Origin of the sequence: Kocuria salina (assembly GCF_013368965.1) — a bacterium.
GTDB lineage: Bacteria > Actinomycetota > Actinomycetes > Actinomycetales > Micrococcaceae > Kocuria > Kocuria rosea.
This window is the reverse complement of sequence record NZ_SSSF01000004.1, coordinates 320,319-340,029: the sequence shown is the minus strand read 5'-3', so window position 1 is coordinate 340,029 and position 19,711 is coordinate 320,319. Positions and strand designations below refer to the sequence as shown.

At 75.5% G+C, this 19,711-nt stretch carries 16 protein-coding genes and 1 pseudogene; 6 read left to right on the top strand and 11 right to left on the bottom strand.

Translation table 11 applies throughout. The features are described from left to right. Positions 1-90: 90 nt before the first annotated feature. The 6 genes and pseudogenes from E7Z53_RS20990 to E7Z53_RS10640 form a co-directional block, all read right to left on the bottom strand. Positions 91-1,269, bottom strand: a pseudogene (locus E7Z53_RS20990) (glycosyltransferase); the annotation flags it as partial. After that, positions 1,266-2,225 (bottom strand): glycosyltransferase, encoded by a 960-nt coding sequence (locus E7Z53_RS10660; RefSeq protein ID WP_176337730.1) that lies wholly within the window; start codon positions 2,223-2,225, stop codon positions 1,266-1,268. The pseudogene E7Z53_RS20990 and the gene E7Z53_RS10660, both read right to left, overlap by 4 nt. Continuing rightward, the gene (locus E7Z53_RS10655; RefSeq protein ID WP_176337729.1) at positions 2,213-3,316 is read right to left on the bottom strand and encodes a glycosyltransferase family 9 protein; all 1,104 of its coding nucleotides are present in this window, start codon (positions 3,314-3,316) and stop codon (positions 2,213-2,215) included. Before E7Z53_RS10655 ends, E7Z53_RS10660 begins: the two co-directional genes overlap by 13 nt. Before the next feature lie 2 nt (positions 3,317-3,318). After that, positions 3,319-4,962: an HAD-IIIA family hydrolase gene (locus E7Z53_RS20785; RefSeq protein WP_176337728.1), complete on the bottom strand. Its 1,644-nt coding sequence runs from the start codon at positions 4,960-4,962 to the stop codon at positions 3,319-3,321. Beyond that, complete coding sequence (locus tag E7Z53_RS10645) at positions 4,959-6,596, bottom strand: carbamoyltransferase family protein (RefSeq protein ID WP_035923942.1); 1,638 nt, start codon at positions 6,594-6,596, stop codon at positions 4,959-4,961. Before E7Z53_RS10645 ends, E7Z53_RS20785 begins: the two co-directional genes overlap by 4 nt. Before the next feature lie 49 nt (positions 6,597-6,645). Further along, positions 6,646-7,629 (bottom strand): polysaccharide pyruvyl transferase family protein, encoded by a 984-nt coding sequence (locus E7Z53_RS10640; RefSeq protein ID WP_081994119.1) that lies wholly within the window; start codon positions 7,627-7,629, stop codon positions 6,646-6,648. A gap of 177 nt (positions 7,630-7,806) precedes the next feature. Here E7Z53_RS10640 and E7Z53_RS10635 point away from each other — a divergent pair, with 177 nt between their 5' ends. Next, positions 7,807-8,178, top strand: a complete 372-nt coding sequence (locus tag E7Z53_RS10635) for a hypothetical protein (RefSeq protein ID WP_176337727.1) — start codon at positions 7,807-7,809, stop codon at positions 8,176-8,178. Next, a complete protein-coding gene (locus E7Z53_RS10630) occupies positions 8,175-8,447 on the top strand; it encodes a hypothetical protein (RefSeq protein WP_017834326.1) in 273 nt (90 codons plus the stop codon). The genes E7Z53_RS10635 and E7Z53_RS10630 overlap by 4 nt, the downstream gene beginning before the upstream one ends. A gap of 7 nt (positions 8,448-8,454) precedes the next feature. On the opposite strand, the gene E7Z53_RS10625 is transcribed toward E7Z53_RS10630, so the two are convergent. Together E7Z53_RS10625 and E7Z53_RS10620 are read right to left on the bottom strand one after the other, a co-directional pair. Next, positions 8,455-9,240 (bottom strand): cytochrome c oxidase assembly protein, encoded by a 786-nt coding sequence (locus E7Z53_RS10625; protein WP_176337726.1) that lies wholly within the window; start codon positions 9,238-9,240, stop codon positions 8,455-8,457. Next, the gene (locus E7Z53_RS10620; RefSeq protein ID WP_176337725.1) at positions 9,237-9,695 is read right to left on the bottom strand and encodes a DUF2243 domain-containing protein; all 459 of its coding nucleotides are present in this window, start codon (positions 9,693-9,695) and stop codon (positions 9,237-9,239) included. Before E7Z53_RS10620 ends, E7Z53_RS10625 begins: the two co-directional genes overlap by 4 nt. A gap of 139 nt (positions 9,696-9,834) precedes the next feature. Between E7Z53_RS10620 and pepN the strand changes: the two genes are divergently transcribed. After that, complete coding sequence (gene pepN, locus E7Z53_RS10615) at positions 9,835-12,459, top strand: aminopeptidase N (protein ID WP_035923946.1); 2,625 nt, start codon at positions 9,835-9,837, stop codon at positions 12,457-12,459. Positions 12,460-12,571: 112 nt separating this feature from the next. On the opposite strand, the gene E7Z53_RS10610 is transcribed toward pepN, so the two are convergent. Both E7Z53_RS10610 and E7Z53_RS10605 read right to left on the bottom strand, forming a co-directional pair. Next, complete coding sequence (locus tag E7Z53_RS10610) at positions 12,572-12,775, bottom strand: hypothetical protein (RefSeq protein ID WP_017834330.1); 204 nt, start codon at positions 12,773-12,775, stop codon at positions 12,572-12,574. 66 nt (positions 12,776-12,841) lie between these two features. Then, positions 12,842-14,266, bottom strand: a complete 1,425-nt coding sequence (locus E7Z53_RS10605) for a hypothetical protein (protein ID WP_136341423.1) — start codon at positions 14,264-14,266, stop codon at positions 12,842-12,844. A 191-nt stretch (positions 14,267-14,457) separates the two neighbouring features. Here E7Z53_RS10605 and E7Z53_RS10600 point away from each other — a divergent pair, with 191 nt between their 5' ends. The 3 genes from E7Z53_RS10600 to E7Z53_RS10590 all read left to right on the top strand — a co-directional run bounded on the left by E7Z53_RS10600 (position 14,458) and on the right by E7Z53_RS10590 (position 18,177). After that, entirely contained in the window at positions 14,458-15,615 is a 1,158-nt protein-coding gene (locus tag E7Z53_RS10600) for a hypothetical protein (RefSeq protein ID WP_017834332.1), read from the top strand. After that, entirely contained in the window at positions 15,612-17,294 is a 1,683-nt protein-coding gene (locus E7Z53_RS10595) for an ABC1 kinase family protein (protein ID WP_017834333.1), read from the top strand. The genes E7Z53_RS10600 and E7Z53_RS10595 overlap by 4 nt, the downstream gene beginning before the upstream one ends. A gap of 175 nt (positions 17,295-17,469) precedes the next feature. Beyond that, entirely contained in the window at positions 17,470-18,177 is a 708-nt protein-coding gene (locus tag E7Z53_RS10590; protein WP_176337724.1) for an AfsR/SARP family transcriptional regulator, read from the top strand. 46 nt (positions 18,178-18,223) lie between these two features. Here the strand turns inward: E7Z53_RS10590 and E7Z53_RS10585 are convergent, their stop codons facing one another. After that, complete coding sequence (locus E7Z53_RS10585; RefSeq protein ID WP_176337723.1) at positions 18,224-19,618, bottom strand: aldehyde dehydrogenase family protein; 1,395 nt, start codon at positions 19,616-19,618, stop codon at positions 18,224-18,226. Positions 19,619-19,711: the final 93 nt, after the last annotated feature.

Genomic DNA, 19,711 nt, shown 5'->3' with positions numbered 1-19,711 from the left:
CTCGCCCGCGGCGACCGACAGCTCGTCCAGGTGGGCCCCGAGCCAGTTCTCGGTCTGCCGGAGCAGCGGCGGGTGCTCCCGGCGGTGCCGGGCGGCGACGCGGGCGTAGGACCGCTCGGTCTCCTGGGCCACGTGCCGCCAGCCGAAGAGCCGCTCCACGCGCTCCCGCCCGGCGCGCCCCATGCGGGCGGCCAGCTCGGGGTCCGCCAGCAGGGTGCGCAGGGCGGCCGCGGTCCCGGCGACGTCCCGCGGGGGCACGTGCAGGCCGGTCACGCCGTCCTCGATGCTGTCGAGCAGCCCGCCCACGGCGCTGCCCACCACGGGGCGGGCGCACGCCATCGCCTCGAGCGGGACCATGCCGAACGGCTCGTACCAGGGGGTGCAGGCCACGACGTCCGCGGTGGCGAGCAGCGCGGCGGCGTCGTCGTGGTCCACGCGGCCGAGCAGCTCCACGCGCTCGGCCACGCCGAGCTCCCGGGCCAGCGCCCGCAGCCGCAGGGCCTCGGGGTCCCGGTCCAGCTCGGCGCGGGCGGGGCCGCCGGCCACGACGAGCTCCGCGTCCGGCAGCTCGGCGAGGGCGCGCACGACGACGTCCACGCCCTTGCGCTCCACGAGCCGGCCGAGCGCCACGATCCGGGGCCGCCGGTCGCCGGCGGGCGGCGGCACGGGGACGAAGGCGTCGAGGTCCACGCCGCACGGGACCACGTCGATCCGTGCGGGGTCCCCGCCGAGGGCCAGGAGCTCGGCCTGTTCGTCCCGGCAGGTGGCCAGGACGAGGTCCGCCGCGGCGACGAGCTCGTTCTCGGCCGCGAGCCGGCCGGTGGGGCTGGTGTCGGCCGCGCCCTGGTGGCGGCGCTTGACGGCCCCGAGCGCGTGGAAGGTCTGCACCACCGGGATCTGCATCGTCTCCGCGGCGCGGCGGGCCGCGATCCCGGACATCCAGAAGTGGGCGTGCACGAGGTCGGGGACCCCGCGGTGGGCCCAGTCGCGGGCGAGCCAGCGTCCGAACTCGTCCATGTACGGCGCGAGGTCGTCCTTGGGCAGGAGGCTCGGGGGCCCCGCCGGGACGTGGACCACGTGCGCCCCGGGGGCGAGCTCGACCACGTCGGGCAGCCGGGCGTCGTCGCGGCGGGTGTACACGACGACGTCGTGGCCCAGCCGGGCGAGACCCGCCGCGAGGGCGGCCACGTAGACGTTCTGCCCCCCGGCGTCGACCCCGCCGAGCGCGGCCAGCGGGCTGGCGTGCTCGGAGACCATTGCGATTCTCATGCTGTCACCTTCTCCAGGATGCGGTCCCACTCCGCGAGGAAGCGGTCCGCGCCGTAGTGTTCCAGGGCGTGCTCGCGGGCGGCGGCGCCCACGGCGGCCGCCGCACCGGGATCGTCCAGCCAGTGCCGGGCGCGGGCGGCAAGGGCCTCCGGGTCGTTGGAGAGCAGCCCCGCCCCGGGCGGGACCGCCCGGGGCGCCTCGGTGGTCGAGAGCCCGAGCACCGGCATCCCGATGGTCATCGCCTCCAGCAGCGCCAGGCCCAGGCTCGTCCACCGGTAGGGGTGGTAGTAGGCCCGGTGCTCGCCGAGCGCCGCGTGCAGCTTCTCCTGAGGATAGTTCTCGTGCAGCCGCCCGGCCATGTGGGGCGCGTGCTCGGCGAGCTGGTCCATCCCCATGCCGTACACGTCCACCGGCAGCTCGCGGGCCAGCGCGGTCAGCAGGTCGGTGCCCGCGATCCGCCCGCGCCGGACGGGCTCGTTGACCACGGCGGCCAGGCTGGCCGTGCGTCCCGTGTAGAGCGGTCCGGGGTCCAGGACGCCGTGCTCCACGACCTCGGTGGGCGCGTCCCCGTTGTCCCACATCATCCGGTTGAAGTGCGTCACGTGGACCACGGGGATGTCGGAGCGCCCGGCCAGGGGGTGGCGGGTGGCCACGGCGGGCCCGCGCGGGGTGTCGTGCTCCACGTAGACCGCCGGGACGTCGCTCCCCGCCCGGCGTCCGGTCCACCGCTCGAGCAGCTCCAGCTCGTGGGGCCGCTGCAGCAGGACGACGTCGAACGCGGTGCCGGCCAGCTCCTCGGGCGTGCACTCGACGGCGGCCGCCGGCCAGTCCCAGGTCTCGGCCCGGCCGCGGCCGTCGGGGCCGCGGTCGGCGACGACGGGCAGCAGATAGGTGTGGGGACCGTGCACGAACGATGTCGTCCACGATCCGTGGACGTGCCAGGTCAGGATGCGCACCCGGGTCCTCCTTCCGGTTCGGGAACAGTGGCGAGGGCCCCGGGAGCGCCGTGCACGAGCTCCTCGACGGCCGCGAGCACGGCCGCCGGGGACACGGAGGACAGGCACGGGTGGCCGGGCACGGGGCAGTCGCGGGCGCGGGAGCCGCGGCAGTCCGCGCCCTGGTCCCCGAGCAGCACGACGGGCACACCCCAGGGCGCCCAGCGCTCGGGCGGCACGACCGGGGAGAAGAGGGAGACCACCGGGGTGCCCACGGCCGCGGCCAGGTGCGCGGGTCCGGTGTTGCCGACGACGACGCACGCGGCGGCGTCCAGCACGGCGGCCAGGCCGGGCAGGTCGGTCCGGCCGGCGAGGTCCAGCACCGTGCCGTCCGGGGCGGCCTCCCGGGCCGCGGCGCGGGCAGCCGCGGTGAGCTCCCGCTCCCCCGGCCCGCCGGTGAGGACGACCGGGCGCCCGGCCGCGGAGAGTCCTGCCGCGAGGGCCCCGGCGTGCTCGGCGGTGAGCCCGCGGGACGGGACCGAGGCGCCGGGGTGCAGCGCCACGAACCCGTCCGGCAGCGCCGACACCTCGGCCGGGAGCTGCGGGAGCGGGCGGCGCACGGCCAGGCGCAGGTCGGCGGCGGCGGGCTCGGGGGCGCCCGCCGCGACGGCGAGCGCACACGCCGCCTCGACCTCGTGGCCCCCGCCGGGCGGGTCCGCGCGGCGGTGCCGGACGTCCAGCAGCGACCCGGGGTAGTCCTCGCTCGTGGCGACCACGCGGTCGATCCCGGCGAGCCGGGCCAGCAGCGCCATGGGCAGGGGGCTCTGGTGGAAGGACGTGAACACCACGGCGAGGTCGTAGCCGCGGGCGGCGAGGGCGTCCACCAGGTCCTCGGTCGTCTCCCGGTCCACGGGCGGGGGCCGGAAGCCCGACCACGGCGCCGAGTACTCGAGGACCGCGTCCACGTCCGGCAGCAGGCGGGCGGCCGCGGCACCGGACGGGGAGGCCAGCAGGTCCACCGGGTTCCCCAGCCGGGCCAGGGCCCGCACCGCGGGCCCGGTCAGCAGGACGTCCCCGTCCGAGTCGAGGCGGACGGCGAGGGTGCGGCCCACGATCAGCCCCGGGCCCCGGCCGAGACCGGGCGGGCGTCGGGCCGGGCGGCCGTCCCCCCGTCCGCCGCGGGGGCCAGGACGGCGGCGACGGCCTCGCGCAGGGTCCGGGCGACCACCGGGGCGGCCGCCACCTCCTCCTCGCGGGTCACCGGCGTGGGGACCAGGACGCTGCGCGCGCCGGCGGCCTGGGCGGCCTCCACGTCCGCGCCGATGTCGCCGACGAGCACGCACTCGGAGGGGTCCACCCCCAGCTCCGCGGCCGCGGCCAGCACCATGCCGGGCCGGGGCTTGCGGCACGTGCAGTCCTGCTCGGGGGCGTGCGGGCACAGCTGCCAGGTGTCGAAGGGGCCGAGCAGCTCGGCCACGCGGGCGTTGACGGCGTCGACCTGCTCGCGGGTCAGCAGGCCGCGGCCGATGCCGGACTGGTTGGACACCACGCCCACCCGCAGCCCGGCCGCGCGCACGGCGTCGACCGCCTCCCGGGCCCCGGGGACCAGCTCGACCGCGTCCGGGTCGCCGTTGTAGGGCACGTCGTGGACCAGGGTGCCGTCCCGGTCGAAGAGCACGGCGCGCACCGGGACGGGCCAGGGCCCGGTCCCCCGGTGCCGCCACCAGCCACGCGCCTTGTGCCGCACGGCGGCCACGGGGATCGTGACGCTGGTGCGGACCATGCGGCTGAGCTCGGGCAGGAACTCGGGGTCGCCGGGACGTGGCCCCGGGACCGTGCGCAGCAGCACGAACCGGCCGGTCAGCCAGCCCCACGCCGCGGCGCCGGCGCCGGCCGCGGCCAGGGCGGAGCGCCGGGCGGGCCGGTGTCCCAGGGCGGTGGCGGTGAGCGCCGCGCCGGCGCCCGCGCCCGTGGCGCCCAGGGCGGCGACCGTCGCGGCGTGCCAGCGGAAGCCCCCGGGGGGAGCCTCGGCCGCACGGCGCCAGTCGGGCCCGTGCAGCCGGCGCATCAGGGCGTCGTCGGCGTTGCCGGCCTGCACGCGCAGGCTCACGAGGTCGTCGGCGGGACGCACGGGGTGGGTGATCCGGCGCTGCCCGCGCACCAGCTGCCACCCGGCCCGGCGCACGCGCAGCGCGAGGTCGGCGTCCTCCCGGTAGGCCCGGGGGAAGCGCTCGTCGAAGCCGGAGACGGCCTCGAGCGCAATCGTGCGGTAGGCCATGTCCGCGGTCGCCCAGTCCGCGTCCTGCAGGGACGCGGTGTTGCGCTCCCAGTCGGTGGGCCGGCGGGAGCCCGGGAGGGGGACGTCGATCCGGCCCTGGGTCGCGCCGACCTCCGGGCCGCACGCGGCGAGGTCCTCGGCCAGACGCTGCGCCCAGCCGGCCGGCAGCTCCACGTCGTCGTCGAGGAAGGCGACCCACTGCGCCCCCGAGCGGCGGGCGACCCGCCAGCCGCGGTTGCGCGCGGCGGCCGGGCCCCGCCCGTAGCCGCGGACGGTGCGCACGGTCCAGGCCACGGTGCCGGGCACGCTGGGCCGCAGCGGCTCCACGTCGCCGGGCCGGTCGTCCACCACCACGACCTCGAGCGGTCCCGGGTGGTCCGCGTCGACGTCCTGGGCGGCGAGGGTGTCCAGCAGCCACTGCAGGCTCGGCCGTCCCATCGAGGGGACGACCACGGCGTAGGTCGTGGGCGCGGCCGTCACTCGGCCCCCTCGAAGAAGGCGGCGCGGCGGACCAGGTGCGGGCCGAGCACAAGCGCGGCCACCGGAGCGGAGCCGAAGAGCTCGAGGGCGTCGCGCGGGTCGTCGACCATGGGCCGGCCGGCGGTGTTGAGCGAGGTGTTGACGACGACGGGCACGCCCGTGCGCTCGTCGAAGGCCCGCAGCAGCGCGGCGATCCCGGCGTTGTCCTCGTCGGTGACCGTCTGGATCCGGGCGGTGCCGTCCACGTGGGTGACCGTGGGGATCCGCTCGCGCCACTCGGGGGCCACGTCGTGCACGAAGAGCATGAAGGGGCTGGGCAGCGGCCCGCCGCCGAAGATCTCCGCGGCGCGCTCCTCGAGGACCATGGGCGCCACCGGCCGGAACTGCTCGCGGCCCTTGACGTCGTTGAGCCGTTCGAGGTTGTCGGGGTGGATCGGGTTCGCCAGGAGGGACCGGCGGCCCAGCGCCCGGGGCCCGAACTCGCTGCGGCCCTCGAACCAGGCGATCACGCCGTTGCCGGCGAGGATGTCGGCGACCTCGCCGGCGAGGTCCTCCGGGGTGGTGAAGGGCACCTGCGCGGTGCTCAGCCACTGCGCCAGCTCCTCGCCGGACCAGCTGCGCCCGAGGGCCGCGGTGGGCTGGGGCGCGCCGAGGTCCCCGGCCTCCTGGGCCAGGTGCAGGGCGGCGCCGAGGGCGGTCCCGGAGTCCCCGGAGGCGGGCTGGACCCAGACCTCCTCGAAGGGCGTCTCGCGCCAGATCCGGGAATTGGCCACGCAGTTCAGGGCTGTGCCGCCGGCCATGGTGAGCACCGTGTCCCCGGTCTGCTCGTGCAGCCAGGTGGCCAGGTCCACCAGGACCTCCTCGACCACGGCCTGGACCGAGGCGGCGAGATCGGCGTGGTCGCCGCCCCAGGTGCCGTCGTCGATCCGGCGGGGCGCGAAGCGGGTCCAGTCGGGGGCCTGGGCACGGAAGCCGCCGTCGCCCGTGGCACGGACGATCTCGCGCAGCTCGGGCAGGAAGCGGGGCTCTCCGTAGGAGGCGAGCGCCATGACCTTGAACTCGTCGCTCGAGCGCAGGAAGCCCAGGTGGTCGGTGAGGGACTCGTAGAGCAGGCCGAGGGACTCGGGCAGGGCCTGGCGGTGCAGGATCTCCAGCTCCCCGTCCCGGTAGCGGCCGGCCAGGTGCGAGTGCGCCTCGCCGCGGCCGTCGACCACCAGGACGCTGCTCGTGCGCGTGGGGGCGGCGAGCCCGGCGGAGGCGGCGTGGGCCACGTGGTGCTCCACGAACCGGACCTTGTCGCGGTCCAGGCCCGGCAGCGCCTCGGCGAGGAACCCGGCGGCGCGCCGGGCGTAGTCCACGCGCACGGGGTCGTACGGGTCGTCCGGCATCTCGGCGGCGATGGCGGGGTCGAAGGAGTAGCCGACGGCGTCCAGGTCCGCGGGAGTCAGCCCGGCCTCGGCGAGGCACCAGCGCATGGCCTGCTCGGGCAGCTCCCACGCCGAGAACGGCACGGGCCGCTTGCCGTGCTTGCGGCGGGAGAAGCGCTCCTCCTCCGCCGCCGCCACCACTCTGCCGTCCACGACGAGAGCCGCCGCGGGGTCATGAAAAATCGCGTTGATGCCCAGGTAGTTCATGGTTCGGAGTATGGCACAGAATGATCAGGCGGCTGATCTAGGGGCCGTGTCAGCCCCGGTGGGGCCGGGTCTCCGCCGCCTCGAGCAGCTCCGGGCCGAGCTCCCGGTCGAACTCGCCGTCGGCGTCGCGGCCCGGCTCGCCGGACAGGTCCCCGAGGAGGTCCCCGACGAGCTCGTCGAGCTGCTCGAAGCCGCTCGGGACCATCGCCGCCCTCTCCTCGGCCGCCGCACGCCCGGCCGGGGACAGGCACCAGCGCAGCTGCTCGTCGAGCCGGCCGGGGTCGAGCTCGTCCGCGCCGACCACGGCCGGCCAGTCCCAGGCCCGCGCCTGGGCCGTGACCTTCCCGCCGCCCGCGACGGGGTCGACGGCGAGCACGGGAACCCCGGCCCGCAGCGCCAGGACCAGGCCGTGCATGCGCATGCTCACCACGGTGTCGAGGCGGGCGATGACCGACCCGGTCTGGGCCGCGGTGGCGGGCAGCCGCCAGTCCCGCGGGTCCAGGCGGGTGTCCAGTGGCAGCCGGGCGGCGTCGAGCCGGCCCAGCCACTGCTCCAGCCCGGACCGGACGGCGTCGTGCCGGCGGCGGGGACCGTACTCGTGCTGCCCGCCGGTGAGGTAGACGCCCAGGACGGGCACGAGCTGGGGCACGGCCCGCGCGGCGAGGTCCCGGCGGGCACCGGCACCGGGGCGGTCGCGCGCGATCACGCGGTGGAACCCGGCGGTCACCGGGTCCTCGGGGTCCAGCACGCTGACCCCGACCGCGATCCGGCGGCAGTGCGCGAACTGCTCGTGCAGCTCGGCGATCGACCGTCCCGTCGCGGGCCCGCACACGAACAGCAGGTGGGTGTAGCGCACGGGCTCGACGTCGTCCAGCCGCAGCCCGCCGGGCGGGCACATGACCGCGCTCCAGGCGACGTCGTGCGGGACGCCCGCCGTGCCGAGGGCGTCGGCGACGGCGTCCATGGCGAGGACGTCACCAGCCGTCGCCTCGCCGTGCAGGACGCTGGACCAACCGACCACGAGTGTGCGCATGGCGTCGACGCTACCGGCCGGACCGGGGCCGGGAGCCACCCCGCGGGCGGACTGTGGGCACTGTCACCTACGGTAACGAGTCGGCACAGCAACTGGTGACCCACGTCACGGGCGTCTAGGCTCGATGGCACGGGTCGAGCAGCCGGCCGTGACGTCCTGTCGTGGAAGGACCCCTCCATGGACCACTCCCTGTCCGTCGTCGTGCAGATCGAGCTCTACACCCGGTGCGTGCACCTGGTGGTCACCGGCGATCTCACCGAGCGCAACCACCGCATCCTCACCCCCCTCGTGGCCCGCGCCCGCACCCTGGTGCCCGGTGCGGCCGTCGTCGTGGACCTCACGGGCGCCCAGCACGTGGACCCGGGCGGTCTGGACCTGCTGCGGTGGTCCCTCGACCACGACCCCCACCCCGACTCCGGTGGCGCCGTCCGGGTGCTCACCCGGCCCGCGCCGTTCGGCCTCGCCGAGGCGGCCCGCCCCCCGGCCGGTGCGCCCGCGCCGGCACCCGCGCGCTGGAACGGCGCCGAGCCGGGCGGGGTGGCGGCGTGAGCGGCGTCGACGTCGCCACGTCGCCGGCCGGCACCGGCGCCGGGGGCACCCAGGACTGCGACACGTGCCTGAGCCCGGACTGCGACTTCCCCGCCGAGCTCTCCGCGCTCCCCCTCGTGGAGCTGCAGGTCCTGCACAGCCGGGTGGTCTGCCAGCTCGAGCACGAGTACCTGCTCAACACCGACGGCCCCCACCCCGTCACCCAGGACCGCCACGAGGAGCTCGTGGCGGAGCTCGAGGCCCGCCGGGACGCGGCCCCCGGGGCGTGAGCGGTTCTCAGGCGACGGACCGGGCCGCCCGGACGCGGGGCCGCCCGGCGGCGTACCGCTGGGCGAAGAGCACGACGATCAGGGCCACGTCCACCACGTCCCCGCCGTAGTACATGAGCTGCGCCCCCGTGCGGGCGTCCGACGCCCCGACCCCGTCCGGGGGGTGCCCGTACAGGTGCTTGGCGAGCGCCGAGTGGACCGCCACGAAGCCGACCAGGACCGCCGCCCGCACGCGGAAGGAGCCCCGGTGCGGGTCCGGGTCCACCCCGACCACGGCGGCGGTGAAGACGCAGCCCGCGAGGAGGACATGGAGGTGCACCGCCGCGTGCACGGCCACGGAGGCGTGCATCGTGCCGTACAGCCCGGTGGTGTAGAGCACCCACAGGCCGCCCGCGTTGAGCGTCCCGGCCACCACCGGACGGGTCACCGCCCGGACGGGCGGCGTGCGCAGGAGCCGGGACAGGGTGCGGGCCCCGGCCACGGGCAGCGCGCGCAGCGCCAGGGTCACGGGGGCGGCGAGCACCAGCAGCAGCGGGGCGGCCATCCCCAGCAGCAGGTGTCCGGCCATGTGCGCGGTGAAGCCGGCGCGGGCGGCCCCGGCCAGGGGCCCGACCAGCGCCGTGCCGGCGCACAGCAGTCCCGCGCACCACAGCACCGTCCGGTGCGCCGGCCACGGGCCGCGGTGCCGTGCCGCCCACAGCCCCGCGGCCCAGCCGGCGGCGCCCAGGACGAGCAGGGCGAGCACGGTCGCGTCGAAGAGCGCCCAGCCGGTGGTCCCGTGGTCGTGCGTCATCGGCGCGGGCGGGCGGTCCGGTGCGGTCGGGTCAGGCGCAGGAGCAGGAGTCCCGCGGCGAGCGCGAGCACGGCCGTGCCGATCCAGGTGGTGTCGTAGACCAGCAGGTCCACGTCGTAGCGGATCTGGTGGATCCTGAGCACCTTGTGCAGGACCACGCCGTCGACGAGCTGGAACGCGCCGAGGCCCGCGAGCAGCCCCCCGGTCCAGCGGCCCCAGGACATGGCGCCGCGGCGGCGGATGTCGGCCAGCAGGAAGAGGGAGCCCACGGTGACGAACCAGCCGAAGGCGTGGAAGAGCCCGTCCGAGGCGAGGGCGACACCGGTGGTGGAGAGGTCGTAGAAGTGGTGCCAGTGCAGGAACAGGTGGAAGACGGCGAGGTCCACCACGGAGGCGGCGATGCCCGCCCCCAGCAGCGCGCCGGCGATCACCGTCCGGCGGTCCTGGTCGGCCATGGTGTCCTCCTGGTGCGGGCGGGCGGGGTTGCGACCCAGCCTACGGCCGCCCGGGGCCCGGCCGTCCAGACCCGGATTGTCCGCGGCCCGGCACGGCAGGGCCCGGCGGGCGGACCGGCCCGGGTGGTTCAATGGCACGGTGCGCAACGACAACCTGACCCGCCGCGAGACCGCCGACCGTTCCGAGCTCGTCGCCGTGGAGAGCTACGACGTCCTGCTGGACCTGTCCACCGCGCCGGACCCGGAGGCGGACTCGTTCCGGTCCGTGACCACGGTGCGCTTCGCCGCGGAGGAGGGCGCCCAGACGTTCCTGGACTTCATCGGCCGCTCCGTGGAGTCGGTGACGGTCAACGGCCGGGAGCTGGACCCGGACGACGTCGTGGAGGGCGCCCGGATCCGGCTGCCGTCCCTCGAGGCGGCCAACGAGGTCACGGTGGCCGGGCGGGGGCTGTACTCCCGCTCCGGGGAGGGGATGCACCGGTTCGTGGACCCGGCCGACGGCCGGGTCTACCTGTACACCCAGTACGAGCCGGCGGACGCCCGCCGGGTCTTCGCGAACTTCGAGCAGCCGGACCTCAAGGCGTCCTTCCGGTTCACGGTCCTGGCCCCGGACGGCTGGCAGGTCTCCTCCAACGGGGTGCGCATGGCGGCGTCCCCCGCCCCGGAGGCCGAGCGGCCCGGGGCGGTGCGCCACGAGTTCGCCCCCACGGAGCGGATCTCCACGTACATCACCACGGTGCTGGCGGGCCCGTACCACCGGGTGGCGGGCGAGTGGCGGCACTCCTTCGAGGACGGCAGCCGCATGTCCGTGCCGCTGGCCCTGTACTGCCGTGCCTCGCTGGCCGAGCACCTCGACGCGGCCACCGGCGCCCGCGAGCTGTTCGACCTCACCCGGCAGGGACTGACGTTCTTCACCGAGCTGTTCGGCTACCCGTACCCGTTCGGGAAGTACGAGCAGGCGTTCGTGCCCGAGTACAACCTGGGTGCCATGGAGAACCCCGGGCTGGTGACCTTCACCGAGGAGTACCTGTTCCCGGACGGGGCCACCCGCGCCCAGTACCAGGGGCGGGCGAACACCCTCATGCACGAGATGTCCCACATGTGGTTCGGGGACCTCGTCACCATGACGTGGTGGGACGACCTGTGGCTCAAGGAGTCCTTCGCCGAGTTCATGGGGGCGCACGCGTCGGTGCAGGCCACGGATTTCGAGGAGGCGTGGATCGCGTTCGCGGACCGCCGGAAGGCCTGGGCCTACCGGCAGGACCAGCTGCCCACCACGCACCCGGTGGTCGCCGACATCCACGACCTCGAGGCCGCCCGGCAGAACTTCGACGGCATCACCTACGCCAAGGGCGCCGCGGTGCTCAAGCAGCTCGTGGCGTTCGTGGGCTACGGCGCGTTCGTCGACGCGTGCCGCGCCTACTTCCGCCGCCACGCCTACGGGTCCACCACCCTGGAGGACTTCCTGGCCGTGCTCGAGGAGGCCTCCGGGCGGGACGTGCGCGGCTGGGCGGAGTCCTGGCTGGGCACCTCCGGCGTCACCTCGCTGGCCCTGGACCTCGCCCGGGACGACGACGGCACCGTCACCTTCGCGGCGCTGCTCCAGGACCCCGGCGCCGGGGTGCTGCGCCCGCACCGGCTGCTGCTCGGCGGCTACGAGCGCGGTCCCGGGGACGTCCTGGTGCGCACCGGCACGGTCAGCGTGGACCTGCCCGCCGAGTCCTCCGTGGAGGTCCCCGAGCTCGTGGGCTCGACCGCGCCGCTGCTGGTGGTCAACGACGAGGACCTCACCTACGCCAAGACCCGCCTGGACCCGCTCTCGCTCACCACGGCCCTGAGCTCCCTGTCCTCCGTGGAGGACGACATGGCCCGCGCCCAGCTGTGGTCGGGGCTGTGGAACGCCACCCGGGACGCCGAGCTCGACCCCGGGGACTGGGTGGGCGCCGTCCTGGACCACGGCTTCGCCGAGCCGCAGACCGGAATGTTCTCCACCGCCGTGGACCACGCCGTGGAGGCCGTCGAGCGCTTCACCCCGACCGCCCGGCGGGCCCGGCTTCGGGGCCGGCTGCTAGACGCCGCCGTCCGGGAGCTGCGCCGGGCGGATCCGGGCAGCGACCGGCAGCTGGCCCTCGCCCGGCTCACCGCCCGCACGGCCCGGCGCGACGGCAGCCACGCCGGATGGTTGCGCGACCTCCTGGGCGGGCGGGACGCGCTGCCCGGGCTGCGGCTGGGCTCGGACCTGCGCTGGGCGCTGTGGACGGCGCTCGCGGCCACCGGCCACGGCGAGGACCCCGTCCTGGACGCCGCCCTGGAACGGGAGCGCGCCGCCGACCGGACCCGCACCGGGCAGGTCGGCTGGGCCCGGGCCCGCGCCGCCCGCCCGCTCCCCCGGGCCAAGGCGGAGGCCTGGGACGCGATCACCGGTGACGAGCTGTCCAACGACCTGCTGAGCGCCACGGTCGCCGGCTTCCAGCTGGGCCCGGCGGAGCTGGTGGAGCCGTACCGGGAGCGGTACTTCGCCATGCTGGAGGAGGTGTGGGCGCGCCGGTCCATCGGGATGGCCACCCGCATCGTGCAGGGGCTCTACCCCGCCGGCGCCGATCTCGAGCCGGGGCACGACCCCGAGCACCACCCGGTGCTCGCCCGCACGGAGCTGTGGCTGAGCAACCACGCCGGGGCGCCCGCCGCCCTGCGCCGGATCCTGGTCGAGGAGCGGGACCACCTGCTGCGGGCGCTGCGGGCGCAGGCGGCGGCGCGCCCCTGACCCCCGCACGCCGAGGCCGGCCCCGGGTCCTCCGGGCAACAGCAGTCCCCCCGGTGCGCACCGGGGGGACTGCGACGGTCCGGGGGACCCGGCGGTTCCGGGCGGCGCGGGCTCAGGTGGCGGGGCGCCCCGAGCGGCGCAGCACGCGGTCGACGGCGCGCTGGGCGTCCTCGTTGGACTTGAAGACCCGCCGGTCGAGGCTCTGGCCGAGCGACATCGACGAGTTGCCCAGCTGCAGCAGGTTCACCTTGGAGTCGTTGCGGTGCTCGCGGCGCGGCTGGGGCGCCTGCGGACCGGTCCGGGCGTCATAGGCCATGGTGGATCCTTTCCGTGACACCTCCAGTGTAGGAGGCCGCCGCCCCACTGAACAGAGCGCCGCCGGTCATCGGCCGTGCCGCCGCGCCCGGGACGTGAACCAGCCCCGGTCCACGGACCGCCGCACCCACCAGGTGCGCGCCACGAGCACGAGGGACAGCACGTGCAGCAGCACGAGCACCGACCAGTACGCCGCGGCCGCCACCGGGGTGAAGGGGACGGAGGCCGCGCCGGCGAGCATCAGCATGACCAGCGCCTCCAGGTTCAGCGCGTAGCGCAGGGGGCGCATCACGCGCACGGAGATGTCGTGCTCGGGCTGCCGGTTGATCCAGGACAGCAGCACCGCCACCACGGACATCACGATCGAGGCCGCCGCGGAGGGCACCTGCCAGCCCGGCCCCAGGACGTGCTCCCGCACGGTGGCGACGAGCCCCACGAGCAGGAGGACCGCGGTGATGAGGCTGACCGCCACGGAGGCGAACGCCGTGATCCCCTGCCGGGCCGGCAGGATCACCATCTCGCAGAAGGCGTCGTCGAACCGGGACGTGGGCCGCAGCGCCAGGTGGCCGCGCACCGCCCCGGGCCACCGCCGCACGGCGCGGTCCTCGGCGAGCACCCGGTCCACCGCCCGGTGCGAGCCGCCCGGCCCGCCGGGGCGCCCGCCCTCGTGCGAGAGGACCGTGAACTCGTGCAGCCGGACCTCCGGGGGCACCGTCAGCTCCAGGTGGAAGCTGCGGCAGGACGCGAGGTCGTGCAGGCCGACCCGACCCACCCAGGGCATCCAGCAGTGCCGCAGCCGGTCCCGGGCGCGCGGTCTCCGGCCGGCGGCGTACTGCTCGTCCATCGAGTACTTGAGCACGAGCCGGCGCCCCGCGAACTCGGCGGGCAGCGCGAAGGTCAGCAGGAAGCCGCGGGCCAGCTGGTCGGCCACGGTGGTGAACAGGGCGAGGTCGGCCTCCCAGTGCTCGGCGTCCTCCGCCGGCAGCCGCCCCCGGTCGACGAGCTCCTGGACGACGGCGCGCAGGTGCTCGCAGTAGGCCCAGAACCCGTCGAGGGCGTCCTCCACGAGCAGCTCGGGGGCGTGCACGATCGCCGGGACGTGGTCGTCCGCCAGGACGGCCGCCTCGGCCAGCGGCAGCTGCTCCGGGATCAGTCCGCGCAGCAGCAGCTCGGCGAGCGCCCCGTTGTCCTCGGTGCTGAGGACCGGGACGGGGTCGCCCTGGCAGACGGCGTCGAAGTTGCGCAGGGGCTGCTTGGCCTGGATGGTCACGGGCACCAGCAGCCGGCCGGCGCCGTCGGCCGGCCACGGGGCGCGCACGGCGAGGTCGACGTCGAGGGAGACCTTCCGGCGGGTGACCCCGTCGGGGCTCATCAGCACGGACTCCACGCGCCGGTGGATCCAGTCGCCGGGGCTGAGGAAGAGCGTGCGCAGCACGTCGACGTCCACCGCCGGGCGGTCCGGCTCGGGCGGGAGGTCCTGGCCCTGGGGCATCCGCGCGCCTCCTTCGGGGGTCCCGGTCCGGCTCTCGTCCCGGGCGGTCACCGGGGCCCGCCCGGTGTCCTGATCGGCCATCATTGCACCAGTCAGCGCGGACACCGTACGGGCCCGGCGGTGGACCGGGCGTCACGGGAATCGTGAGAAGCTATTGACGACTTGATGCCCCAGCTCCATCGAGGGAGACCATGACCGACTACGCGCTCAACGACCGCGGCTCTCTGGAGATCGTCACGGAGAACTTCTACGACACCGAGATCATGCGGGTGTTCGGCGGTCTGTCCTTCGGCAAGCTGCGCACCTGGACGGGCAACGCGGCGCTGGTCCCGGAGCCGGACAACCCCTTCGACCCCCACACCGTCTCGGTGCGGATCGGGCCCAACAAGATCGGCCACCTCGCCCAGCAGGACGCGCAGCGGTACTGGCCCTACCTCGCGCGGGTCATCGCGTCCGGCTACACGCCGGTGGCGCCGCTGAAGCTGGAGGCCACGGTCCTGCGCCAGGACGGGCAGGCGGAGGTCGACGCCGCGGCGCGGCTGTCGATCGCGGCCCCGGACCTGCTGTTCCCGCTCAACACGCCCCCGGCGCAGGCCGCGGTGCTGCCGCAGGGCCCGTCGATCAAGGTCCTGGACGAGCAGGAGTTCGCCGAGTACCTGCACAGCGTCATCCCCCCGTCCGGGGAGGGCCGCGTGATGCTGACCCTGGAGACGAACAAGGTCCGCAACCACCACGGGCAGACCCTGGACATCGTCGACGTGCTCTACGAGCGCCGCCAGGTGGGCCGGCTCTCCACCCAGATGTCCCAGCAGTTCATCCCGATCATCGACCACGCCTTCCAGCAGGAGAAGCTCACCGCGGTGTGGGGCACCATCCGCGGCTCGGCCTTCGAGGTCTCGATGACCCTCCAGGCCGCGCGTCCGGAGGACATCCCCGCGGAGTGGTTCGAGCAGCTGCCCAACGACGTCCCCGAGCTCCTGCCGCCCGGCGGCAGCTTCCCCGTCCCGGACGCCTACGTCCCGGCCGAGGCCGACCGCTCGCGCAACGCGAAGAAGTGGCGCAAGGGCCTGGCCGTCTCCGCGGCGGGGTCCGGGGGCGCGGAGCGCGCCGGGCACGACGACGACGTGTCCGCTCAGCGCTCGTCCGCCGGCCCGGGGACCGGCGTGCTCGGCCGGGTGCACGTGGCCGTGTGGACGCTGCTGGCCATGACCGTGCTGCTGGGCGGGGTGGGCGTGGTCTTCCTCGGCATCGAACCGCTGGTGAGCGCGCTGTGCTTCATCGTGGCCGTCGCGACCGGCTTCATGTCCTTCTACCTCGCCCGGATGAGCACCGGAGCGGCCCGCCGATGATCAGCCGCCGGGAACGCTTCCTCCAGATCCTCGAGGTCCTCTCGAAGCACGGCTTCGGCTTCGCCCTCGGCGGGATCAAGGAGGAGTGGCGCGCACCGCTGGCCCGGGTCCGGCTCATCGACCCCGACAAGCTCTACAGCCAGCCGGTCCACCTGCGGCAGGCCCTCGAGGAGCTCGGTCCCACGTTCGTGAAGCTCGGCCAGGTGGTCTCGACCCGGCCGGACCTGCTGCCGCCGCGGTACGTGCAGGAGCTGACCCGGCTGCAGGACAGCACGCCCCCGGTGCCGCCGGAGCGGATCCGGGCGATGATCGAGTCGGAGCCCGACTCCGCCGCCGAGGAGATCCTCGCCGAGATCGACCCCGTGCCGCTCGCCACGGGCTCGATCGGCCAGGCGCACGCGGCCGTCTACAAGGGGGTGGACGTCGTCGTGAAGGTGCGCCGCCCCGGCGTCGTCGAGGAGGTCAACCGCGACCTCGAGATCCTCGCGGAGCTGGCCAAGCTGCTGTCCACCTACTGGCCGGCGGTGCAGCACTTCGACCTCGTGGGTCTGGCGGACGAGTTCGCCCAGTCCCTGCGGGACGAGCTGGACTACCTCACGGAGGCCCGCAACGCCCAGCGGATGGCCGAGAACTTCAGGGGCGACCCCCGGGTGCACGTCCCGGAGATCTTCTGGGAGGCCTCGACCTCCCGGATCCTCACGATGGAGCGGATCCGCGGGATCAAGATCAACGACTACCCCGCCCTCGAGGCCGCCGGGCTCGACCGGCACCTGCTGGCCGTGGACTCGACCGAGGCCATCTGCCGGATGATCTTCGAGCACGGCTTCTTCCACGCGGACCCGCACCCCGGGAACCTCTTCGTGGAGACCGGCGGGCGGATCGGGATCATCGACTTCGGGATGATGGGCACCCTCACCGACGAGTTCCGGGACCACCTGGTGACCCTGATGCTCGGCGTGGTGCAGGAGAACCCGCGGCGGGTCGCCGCGGGGCTGCTGGGGCTGACCTCGCAGGAGCTGGACGTCAACAAGAAGGACCTCGAGCGGGACGTGGCGATCCTGCTGCGCCGCTACGCGAACAAGCCCCTGCACGAGGTGCGGGTGGGCCACCTGATGGGCGACCTCATCGGGATGCTGCGCCGCTACCGGATGCACCTGCCGCGCGAGTCCGCCCTGTTCCTGCGGATGCTCGTCACGGCGGAGTCCGTGGGCACCGGCCTGGACCCGGAGTTCGACCTCGTCTCGGTCCTCGCCCCGTACGCCCAGCGGTTCGTGCTGCACCGGCTCTCCCCCGAGATCCTGGCCAAGCGGGTGCGCGACATCCTGCAGGACGCGGTGCAGATGGGCGTGGAGGCCCCCGAGTACCTCCGGCGGCTCATCGTGGTGCTGGAGCGCGGCGGCTTCGACGTCCACCTGCGCGCCGACGAGTTCGAGCCGCTGCTCAAGCGCGGCGAGAAGATCGGCCACCAGGTGGTGGCCGGCGCGGTGATCGCCGCGTCCATCAACGGCATGGCCCACATCCTGGCGTCCGACCCGGAACGGTGGCGGAAGTTCCACACCCCCCTGATCGCCGGCGGCGCGACCACCGTGGGCACGCTCACCGGCTATCTCGTGCTCTCCACCAACGTGCCCAAGGTCCGGCGCCTGGCCAACACCATCCGGGTCCGCCGCCGCTTCTGAGCCCCGGCGGGGCGGCCCGCCGGGCCCCCGCCGCGCGGGGACCCGGCAGGGACCCGGCACGGACGCACTCGCGGCGGGGCACGACATCCCGTTGACTTCCCCCACCCCGCGGCAGAGCATGGCGGTGGAACCCGGGCGCGGACGTTGTGCCTGGTCAGCCGGGGGGAGCGGGATCATGGGCGAGCGGAGGCCGATCACGCTGCACCTGCTGGGGAGCTGGGACCTCGCCGTGCAGGGCGCCCCGGTGCACACCGGGGCGCGGCAGCAGCGGCTCCTGGCGGCGCTGGCGGTCCACGGCCCCCGGTCCCGGCACTACCTCGCCGGCCTGCTGTGGCCGGAGTGCCCGGAGGACCACGCGCTCGGCAGCCTGCGCGCGGCCGTCTTCACCCTGTCCCGGCGCGTGCCGGGGGCCCTCGCGGGCCACGGCGGCGACCTCGCGCTCTCCGGGGCGGTCGACGTGGACCTGCACCGTCTGCTCGAGCTGGTCGTGCGCCCGGTGGCGTCCTGGTCCGCCGAGCGGGACGACGCCTGGGTGCTGGACCGCCCCCGGGTGGCGCTGCTGCCGGGCTGGTACGACGACTGGGTGGTCGAGGAGCAGGCCCGGCTGCAGGAGCTCTACGTCAACGCCGTGGAGGAGCGGGCCGAGCTCTGCCTGGTCCGCGGGGAGGTCCACCACGCCCTCGCGCTGGCCCGGACGGTCCGAGACGCCGCTCCCCTGCGCGAGAGCGCCGTGCGCCTGCTGCTCCGCGCCCACCTCGCTCTCGGCAACGAGGCCGAGGCCCGGCGGGCTTTCCAGGAGTACCGCTCGGCCCTCGCGGCGGAGCTGGGCGAGCAGCCCTCGGACCGGGTCCGGGGGCTGCTCGAGCCCCGGCGCCGGCGGTGAGGACCCGAGTTCCGCGGCCCGGGCCCACGGGGGCCGCGGCCAGTGCTCAGCCGGCCTCGGGCGGCATCTCCAGGTGCACGACCTTCACCTGGGTCATCTCGTCGAGGAGCTCGGGGCCGTAGCCGAAGCCCGCGCCGGACGCCCGCCGCGGCTGCGCCGCACCGCCCGGGGCGCCGCCGAAGACGTTGTTGACCTTGAGCGTGCCCACGGGCAGCTCGGCCACGGCGCGCTGGGCGTGGGCGATCCGGCCGGTGAGCACGGTGGCGGCCAGCCCGTAGCGGTCGGCGGCGGCCAGCCGGAGCCCCTCGTCGAAGCTGTCGACGACCTGGACCGGCGCCACGGGCCCGAACGTCTCCTCGGTCATCACGGTCATCGCGGGGGTGCACCCGCGCAGCACGGTGGCCGGGTAGAACGCGCCGGGGCCCTCCGGGACCTGGGCGCCCTCGAGCACGACCGCCCCCTGGGCGACGCTCTCGGCGACCTGGCGGTGGACCTCCTCGCGCAGCCGCTCGTCGACCAGCGGCGCGAGCGTGCCGTCGGTGTTGCGCCGGCGGGCCTCCTCGGCGAGCGCCTCGAGGAACGGCTCGGCGACACCGCGGTGGACGTAGATCCGCTCGACCGCCACGCAGATCTGGCCCGAGTTCGCGAACGCGCCGAGGGCGGCCTGCCCGGCGGCCCAGACGGGGTCGACGTCGTCGTCGACCACCAGGGCGTCGTTGCCGCCGTTCTCCCGGACCACGTGGGCGCCGGTGCCGACCGCCGCGCGGGCGATGGCCTCCCCCGTGGCGGTGGAGCCGACGTGGGCGAGGACGTCGACGCCGGGCAGCGCCGTGAGCAGCTGCCCCACGGCGGCGCCGCCGGTGACGGTGCCGAGCACGCCGGCCGGCAGGACCCCGGCGAGGATCTCCCCGAGGCGGGCTCCGAGGTGGGGGCACCGTTCGCTCGGCTTGTGCACCACGGTGTTGCCGGTGACGATCGCCGCGCCCAGCAGGCCCGCGGCCACGGCCACGGGGTCGTTCCACGGGGTGAGGGCGACGACGACGCCGCGCGGCTCCGCGACCGTGTAGTCGGCCGCGAGCACGCTGCCGCGCAGGCTGTGGCCCCGGTGCACCGGGCCGAGCTCGGCGTACTGGTGGAGTGTGCCGACCCCTGCCATGACCCCGCCCAGGGACTCCTCGACGGGCTTGCCGGTCTCGCGGGCGTTGAGCGCGGCGAGCTCCTGGGCGTGGGCGGCCAGGCGGTCGGCGGCCGCGCGCAGGGCCTTCCCGCGCTCCTCGGGGGCGGTCCGGGCCCAGTCCCGGGCGGCGGCGCGGGCGGTCTCGACCGCGGCCCGCACCTCCTCCTCCGTGGCGGCGGCCAGGGTGCCGACCGTGGACCCGTCCCGCGGATCCTGCACGGTCAGCTCGGTCGTCGGGGCGGTGGCGGGTGCTGCGGTGGTCATGGAACTCCTTCTCCGTGCGGGCGGGCGTCCTCCGGCCGTGCGGGTGCGGACACCCCGGGGGCCGTCCTGATGAGCATACTGATGAACGGCTCG